Annotated in this window: 7 protein-coding genes; 3 read left to right on the top strand and 4 right to left on the bottom strand. The window is 51.4% G+C overall.

The genetic code is table 11. The features are described from left to right. Positions 1-201: 201 nt before the first annotated feature. From ACPGUT_RS15410 to tgt, 4 genes are all read right to left on the bottom strand, one after another. Complete coding sequence (locus ACPGUT_RS15410; protein WP_423992899.1) at positions 202-645, bottom strand: HU family DNA-binding protein; 444 nt, start codon at positions 643-645, stop codon at positions 202-204. A gap of 142 nt (positions 646-787) precedes the next feature. Continuing rightward, on the bottom strand, positions 788-3193 hold the full coding sequence (gene lon, locus ACPGUT_RS15405; RefSeq protein WP_423992897.1) for an endopeptidase La: 2406 nt from the start codon (positions 3191-3193) through the stop codon (positions 788-790). A 267-nt stretch (positions 3194-3460) separates the two neighbouring features. Next, on the bottom strand, positions 3461-4030 hold the full coding sequence (locus tag ACPGUT_RS15400; protein WP_423992895.1) for a hypothetical protein: 570 nt from the start codon (positions 4028-4030) through the stop codon (positions 3461-3463). 108 nt (positions 4031-4138) lie between these two features. After that, positions 4139-5266, bottom strand: a complete 1128-nt coding sequence (gene tgt / locus ACPGUT_RS15395; RefSeq protein WP_423992893.1) for a tRNA guanosine(34) transglycosylase Tgt — start codon at positions 5264-5266, stop codon at positions 4139-4141. A 543-nt stretch (positions 5267-5809) separates the two neighbouring features. Between tgt and ACPGUT_RS15390 the strand changes: the two genes are divergently transcribed. From ACPGUT_RS15390 to ACPGUT_RS15380, 3 genes are all read left to right on the top strand, one after another. Further along, on the top strand, positions 5810-6628 hold the full coding sequence (locus tag ACPGUT_RS15390; protein WP_423992891.1) for a helix-turn-helix domain-containing protein: 819 nt from the start codon (positions 5810-5812) through the stop codon (positions 6626-6628). A 90-nt stretch (positions 6629-6718) separates the two neighbouring features. Next, on the top strand, positions 6719-7084 hold the full coding sequence (locus ACPGUT_RS15385) for an SUF system Fe-S cluster assembly protein (protein ID WP_423992889.1): 366 nt from the start codon (positions 6719-6721) through the stop codon (positions 7082-7084). Positions 7085-7095: 11 nt separating this feature from the next. Further along, on the top strand, positions 7096-7482 hold the full coding sequence (locus tag ACPGUT_RS15380; protein ID WP_423992887.1) for a HesB/IscA family protein: 387 nt from the start codon (positions 7096-7098) through the stop codon (positions 7480-7482). Positions 7483-7711 lie beyond the last annotated feature (229 nt).

Here is a 7711-nt window from a genome sequence, read left to right as displayed (position 1 = left end):
GGCTCGAACTCCCGACATCTTCGGTGTAAACGAAGCGCTCTACCAACTGAGCTAACGACCCGTTCCGTAGGCGTTGATTTAGCCTGGGGCGTGGGGGGGTGCAAGGGCAGAAATGATGTTTTTGTAGTTTTTTTTCGCCCGCGCGCCTGACGCGGTACCATACCACAGAAAAACCAGTTTCCGCCCTGCTTTACGCTTGCATCAGGCGGATGAAAAACTTGTGTCTGTCGCAGCATCGCCGGATTGCGCGGTGGATCGACGGATACGGCAGGTGTAAACAGTGGCGTTTTTCACGTCCTTCACCTGTTTGACCATGACTTTACCCAAGGGCTGAAGCACCATTTCCGCGTCTTCGGCTAAAGCTTCGCCCAATTCCGCCAGAACCGCATCCAGAATCGGACGGACTTCGTTTTTACGCACACCTGCACGTTCAGCGACTTTTTCCAAAAGATGCTTTTTCAGGAACCGGGTGTCTTCAGCCGGGGTCACAACTTTCACTTCAGGCGCGGCCGCAGAAACAGCCGTCGGAACGGGGGCAGCTGTAGGAACGGGGGCAGCCGGTGTTGCGGCCTGTGGTTTCACGGTTGGCTTTGCGGTCATTGTGCCTGTTTTGCGTTTTTTCGTGGTTTTTCTTGTCGAACTCATTTCAATCCCTACCTCGGTTACTATGCGCCAATGGTAGGTTTAAAAATGGCTGAAAACCAGCCCATTCCCCGGTTATCCCCCGGATGTGACAAAAAAGGGCGCGAACATTGTCCGCGCCCTTCTATTAAAGCTTGTGAAACACTCAGTGTTTGGCTGTCGCCCCTGGCACATTTTGCGCAGCCAAAGCAGCCTGGGCAGCGGCCTCGGCCACCTCATCCCATTCCACAGGTTCCGGCACGCCCACCAAGGCATGCTTTAGAACCTCTGACACATGGCTGACGGGAATGATTGTCAGGCCTTCTTTCACATTGTCAGGGATCTCAGGCAGATCTTTTGCGTTTTCCTGTGGGATCAGAACCGTTTTGATCCCACCACGCAGAGCCGCCAAAAGCTTTTCTTTCAACCCACCAATCGCCAGCACGTTGCCGCGTAGGGTGACTTCGCCCGTCATGGCCACATCCCGGTTCACTGCGATACCCGTTAGTACAGACACAATGGATGTCACCATGCCCACGCCCGCAGATGGGCCGTCTTTTGGCGTCGCCCCTTCCGGCACGTGAACGTGGATGTCCAGCTTTTCAAATTCTGGGGGCTTCACGCCGATTTCTGGGCTGATCGAACGCACGAATGAACTGGCCGCATCGATGGATTCTTTCATCACATCGCCCAGCTTACCTGTGGTCTTCATCCGGCCTTTACCAGGCAGTTTCAGCGCTTCGATCGACAAAAGATCACCGCCAACGGATGTCCAGGCCAAGCCCGTTACAACACCGACCTGATTGTCCGTTTCCGCAAGGCCATAACGATACTTACGCACGCCCAGGAAATCATCCAGATTGTCGCCATCCACAGTCACGGCATCGTCTTCTTTCTTAACGATTTTGGTAACGGCTTTACGCGCAAGTTTCGCCAGCTCGCGTTCTAGGTTCCGCACACCAGCTTCGCGGGTGTAGTAACGGATCACACCCTCAAGCGCGTCGTCGGTGATCTTGAATTCACCTTTACGCAACCCGTGGTTTTTCACCTGCTTCGCAATCAAATGCTGTTTCGCGATCTCTGTTTTTTCGTCTTCTGTATAGCCGGCCAGAGAAATGATCTCCATCCGGTCCAACAGCGGGCCCGGCATATTATAGCTGTTCGCAGTGGTCAGGAACATCACATTGGAAAGGTCGTATTCGACTTCCATATAGTGATCAACAAATGTGCCGTTCTGTTCCGGATCAAGCACTTCCAGCATGGCAGAAGCAGGGTCACCACGGAAATCCTGACCCATCTTATCGATCTCATCAAGAAGGATCAGAGGGTTAGTGGTTTTCGCCTTTTTCAACGCCTGAATGATCTTACCCGGCATGGATCCAATATAGGTTCGACGGTGGCCGCGAATTTCGCTTTCATCACGCACGCCGCCTAGGGAAATGCGGATAAATTCACGTCCGGTTGCTTTGGCCACAGATTTACCCAGGCTGGTTTTACCCACGCCAGGAGGGCCGACAAGACACAGGATTGGGCCTTTCAGTTTTTTGGAACGCTGCTGTACCGCAAGATATTCAACGATACGTTCTTTCACCTTTTCCAGACCATAATGATCTGAATCGAGCACTTTCTGCGCATTACCCAGATCTTTTTTCACGCGAGATTTCACACCCCACGGAATAGACAGGATCCAGTCCAGATAGTTGCGCACCACGGTCGCTTCTGCGGACATGGGGGACATGGATTTCAGTTTCTTAACTTCCGCATCCACCTTTTCACGGGCTTCCTTGGACAGTTTGATGTCTGCAATCTTTGCTTCCAATTCCTGAAGCTCATTTTGCCCCTCATCCCCGTCGCCCAGCTCCTTCTGAATGGCTTTCATCTGCTCATTCAAATAGTATTCACGCTGGGTGCGTTCCATCTGGGTTTTAACGCGGGTTTTGATCTTTTTCTCGACGCGCAGAACAGACAATTCGCCCTGCATCAGCCCGTAGATTTTCTCAAGGCGTTCCGCAACATTCAGGGTCTCAAGGATTTCCTGTTTCTGTTCAACTTCAATGCCCAGATGCCCGGCAACAAGATCAGAAAGCTCATCCGGTTCACGGGTTTCAGACACGGCGGTCATGGCTTCTTCAGGGATGTTCTTTTTGATACGTGCGTAACGTTCAAATTCCTGATCTACAGACCGCAACAGGGCTTCGGCAACGGCCTGATCACCAGGTTCTTCCGTCAAGGCTTCGGCGCGGACTTCGAAGAAATCTTCATTGTCTACAAATTCGCTGATTTTAACGCGTGATTTGCCTTCAACCAGCACTTTGACCGTGCCATCGGGCAGCTTCAGCAACTGCAAAACATTGGCCAGCACACCAATACGGTAAATTCCGTCTGCGGTTGGTTCGTCAACAGACGGATCCATCTGACAGGACAGCATGATCTGCTTGTCGTCCTGCATCACCTCTTCCAGCGCACGAATAGAACGTTCCCGGCCAACAAAAAGGGGCACAATCATATGAGGGAAAACAACGATATCGCGCAGGGGAAGAACGGGATAGGTCTGGTTAAGTTGCTCTTGCATTATCAATCCTTGCTTAGCAAAAGTCACAGGCCCCAATCGGCAGCCACGGACTTTTCTGTTCCGGAGATCTGAGATGGGGGTTCATTGCCCCCTTTTCAACCTTGATCCCTTAAGTCGACCGATATCATGCACCGCCAACTTCCTCTCCGCAAGAGGGCCCGACGTGTTTCGCCACGCTTTTCAGCCCTCCTCCAACAGAGTTTGCCCCGAATTAGGGCAAATTTCTGTATAATCAATTAAGTCGTGCATTCATTTGGCGCATTCACGTTATTTGCGAAACGTAATCCACCGCCGTGCAACCCCTTGCCCGCCGTTTAAAACACCTTTGGTCACCCCAACCATATGGTCCGCGCTTTGGACCGTCAGATATAGGTTAAATTCAACAGTGCCTTCCGGTTCTTGATAGGTGCCCGTGGAATGCAACTGCGGCTGCATCCGAATGCTACACCCATGCAAAATTTCCAATTCATCCATGTCTGGCACTTTGCCAAGGGCCTCGGATTCTGCACCGGGCGTATAGTTAAAACGGGGCCCATCCCAGACCGTCAGCGGGAACTGGCCCTGCACCATGGTGCTGGTGATCTCCATCGCGCCGCCGTTCCACGTAATAATGGCGTCAAACGCTTCGTTCTGAACAGGCAATACCATCGACTGCCCGCCCATGCTCAAGGATCCAGCCCCACTTTGGGTCACCCATGTCCCCTCTAACAAATGTCCGTTCTCGGCCATCCATTGGGTTGGGTCGTCATAACAGGTTTCTGAATCAGCAAGGGCCTGTCCGGCTGTCAGGGTGAAAACACAGATTGATACAAAGCTGCGGAATGAAAATGGGGGCATGATAAATCCTATTGTTGCTGTGAATGTCATAACAAAAAGCCGCATGTTAATCGATAACACGCGGCTTTCAGCTTATTCATCACAGATCTCAGGCGGATCAGCCCAATATTACAATGGCTCAATATCACCCTGCGCCCGGGTTTCATGGAAGGTTTTCTCAAACGCAGCAAAGCGCCCTTCAGAAATCGCATCGCGCATTCCCTGCATAAGATCTTGATAATATTGCAGGTTATGCCAGGTCAAAAGCATGCCAGAAATCATCTCTTGGCTGCGGAACACATGATGCAAATAGGCGCGTGAATAGTTCGAGCAGGCCGGGCAAGAACAGGCTTCGTCCAGCGGGCGTGGATCATCCGCATGGCGGGCGTTTTTGATATTCACCACACCTTGGCGCGTGAACAACTGCCCCGTGCGACCAGACCGGCTGGGCAACACACAATCCATCATATCGATGCCGCGTGCCACAGCCCCAACGATGTCATCAGGTTTGCCAACGCCCATCAGGTAGCGCGGTTTATCCACCGGCAACATGTCAGGCGCATAATCAAGGCAGTCAAACATCTTCTGCTGCCCCTCGCCCACGGCCAAGCCACCCACTGCATAGCCATCAAATTCGATATCGCGCAGGGCCTGGGCACTTTCGCCACGTAGGTCTTCTTCCAGGCCACCCTGCATAATCCCAAACAACGCATGTCCCGGACGATCGCCGAATGCGTCTCGTGATCTCTGCGCCCACCGCATCGACATGCGCATGCTTTCGGCAATCCGCTTTTTATCTGCAGGCAGTGCAGGACATTCATCAAAACACATGACAATATCAGACCCAAGCAAACGTTGGATCTCCATAGAACGTTCCGGCGTGATCTTGTGCTTTGATCCATCGATATGGCTGGAAAAGGTCACGCCTTCTTCGGTCAATTTACGAAGCCCGGCAAGACTCATCACCTGAAAACCGCCACTATCGGTCAGGATTGGTTTCTGCCAGTTCATAAACTTATGCAAACCACCAAGCCGATCGATGCGTTCCGCCGTGGGGCGCAGCATCAAATGATAAGTATTGCCGAGCAGGATATCCGCCCCGGTTGCGGCAACGCTCTCTGGCAGCATTGCTTTCACGGTTGCGGCGGTTCCCACCGGCATGAAGGCCGGCGTACGGATCTCACCGCGTGGGGTTGATATCACACCGGTCCGGGCTTTTCCGTCGGTGGCGTTTAAAGAATAGCTGAATTTAGTCATAACGACCGAAATGTATCACTTTTCCTGAAATGCCAAGGGAAAATTTGTCAGCGTCAGTTCTGACAGCCTGGCGGTGTATCTTAGTCTATAGTATGCAGGGTCTGTTGATCGGCCCTATCAGCGACCTCCTCCTGTTCATGAATAAAGTTCAGAACAGATGAAACCCAAATGTTCTTAAACTTATCAGCACAATAGCTGACCAGATCCTGCAATTGTGCAGTAAATCGCTTCACTCGTTTGCCTTCTGCTCGGACCATACTCAGGCCAGCAAGTCACACGAACCGGACATTCTGTCCAAAAACAGTTTTCGTTAAAACTATTGCACTCGTTACTGGCATAATAATACCGACTGAACCCCGCGAACCACAATAACGCAAATAAGACGGCCTGTCTCAACTCAGAGTCACATTGTTAGATTTTTGCTTCAAAATCAATTATTTGTGAAATTACACACCCATATATTCTGAAATTTAAAATTTACATTTATTTAGTATCCTGATATGAAGAATTCGAAAATTCTCTAAAAACTGTACCCTAGTAAAAATGAAAATCGCACATGTTTTCGCCGCCAATCTCAGGCACCTGACCAACCGGGTCGGCAATATTTCCGAAGTCGCCAGACTGTTGGATATCAATCGCGCCCAATATAACCGCTATCTAAGTTCGGAATCTTATCCGAAGCCTGTTATATTGGATAGGATTTGTAAGTTCTTCAATGTTGATGCACGCATTTTGACAGAACCGCTGCACAGCGAAGACATCCGAAACCTGCCGCAACCCACACTCAGCAACGCCTCTTCTGAAATTAACAAATACTGGGAACAGGCGGCCCATTGGTTGCCTGGCGATAAATCCGCCACCCCAGGCCCTGAAGAAATCTCAGACGGTGTTCATCTCTTCTGGCGCCGGTCCATGGCGCGACTTGATCGCTACGTCTGCAGCCCGCTGTTGATTAAAAGCCAGCGTGGGATACGTACCGTCAAAATGTACGATGTAAAGTCTACATTGCTGATGTCACATACCACCTTGCCCAAGGATCGCGAATACAGAGGCATTGCCTTGCGCCAGAACCACGGCCTTGCGATCTTGCTGTTTCCCTGCACCTCTATCACTGTGATGGCGATGATCAATCTCAGCAAAGATCACGGTATCAGCACGGAATTCATCCCCGGAAACTTAACCCTGCCCCGAGGAGAAGCCCCAACAACGCGACGCACCACCCCCTGTATCCTGCAGCGATTGCCCGAAAAACCTCAGTCACTGATCAAAGCGGCCCGCAACAGCCGGTATTTTTCAGAGGACAGCATACCTTCTGACATTCGCACGATGTTACATGACCTGGAACAACCTCTGACCACCTGACAGGGCAACTGTTATATTTTGCCACCAAGTCCTCTGGACGTTGTGGGTGGCAATCCTTATATCTTCAGTCAGGTAATGAAAGAACTCACGATGACTGCAGATACATCCGCGCCAATGGAAGGCGCCCCGCTGATCAAACCTTCATCCACAAGTCACGAAATGTATGACACTGTGGTTGAAGCCTGTCGTTCTGTGTTTGACCCAGAGATACCGGTCAACATCTATGATCTTGGCTTGATCTATACGATTGAAATCAGTGAAGAAAACCACGTTGAAGTGATCATGTCCCTGACAGCACCCGGCTGCCCTGTTGCGGGTGAAATGCCTGGCTGGATCGCCGAAGCGATTGAGCCCCTGCCCGGCATTCGTTCCGTAAATGTCGAACTTGTATGGGAGCCGCCCTGGGGCATGGAGATGATGTCAGATGAGGCGCGTCTCGAACTGGGCTTTATGTAAGGATCGACACGATGTTCGGTATTCCAGGCAAACAAGCGGTCACAATGACCCCTGCCGCGATCAAACAAATCGCCAAACTTATGGCGACCAAAGGTCACGCTGGCCTGCGCATTGGTGTGCGTAAGGGCGGCTGTGCCGGCATGGAATACACGATGGAATATGTCGATGCCGCCGATACACATGACGAGGTGGTTGAACAAGATGGCGCCTGCGTCATGATCGCCCCCATGGCCCAGATGTTTCTGATCGGAACCGAGGTCGACTATGAAGTTAGTCTGCTGGAAAGCGGATTTAAATTCAACAATCCAAATGTCTCGGATGCCTGCGGATGTGGTGAAAGCATCCGCTTCGATGGAATGGATCCTGCGGACAGCGGGCTAAAACTGCCTGGCAGCTGACGGATAGCTAACGGACACCAAGGACACCCGCCACATGGCGGGTTTTCTTTTGGGTATTGCAACCTTCGCATTCCCCTGGACTTCACCTCCCTTTGTCAAAGGCACCCTTGCGAAGGCACCGCCATATTTTCGCTCACATCTCTGTGTGCATATGTGAACATATAAAAGGCATTTCTCACGGTTCTGTGTCTTGAAGGTGATCTGGGGCATCCCCAAATCAATCTCATCG

Source organism: Halocynthiibacter sp., from assembly GCF_049608145.1.
Lineage (GTDB): Bacteria > Pseudomonadota > Alphaproteobacteria > Rhodobacterales > Rhodobacteraceae > Halocynthiibacter.
This window is presented reverse-complemented; position numbering and strand designations above follow the sequence as displayed.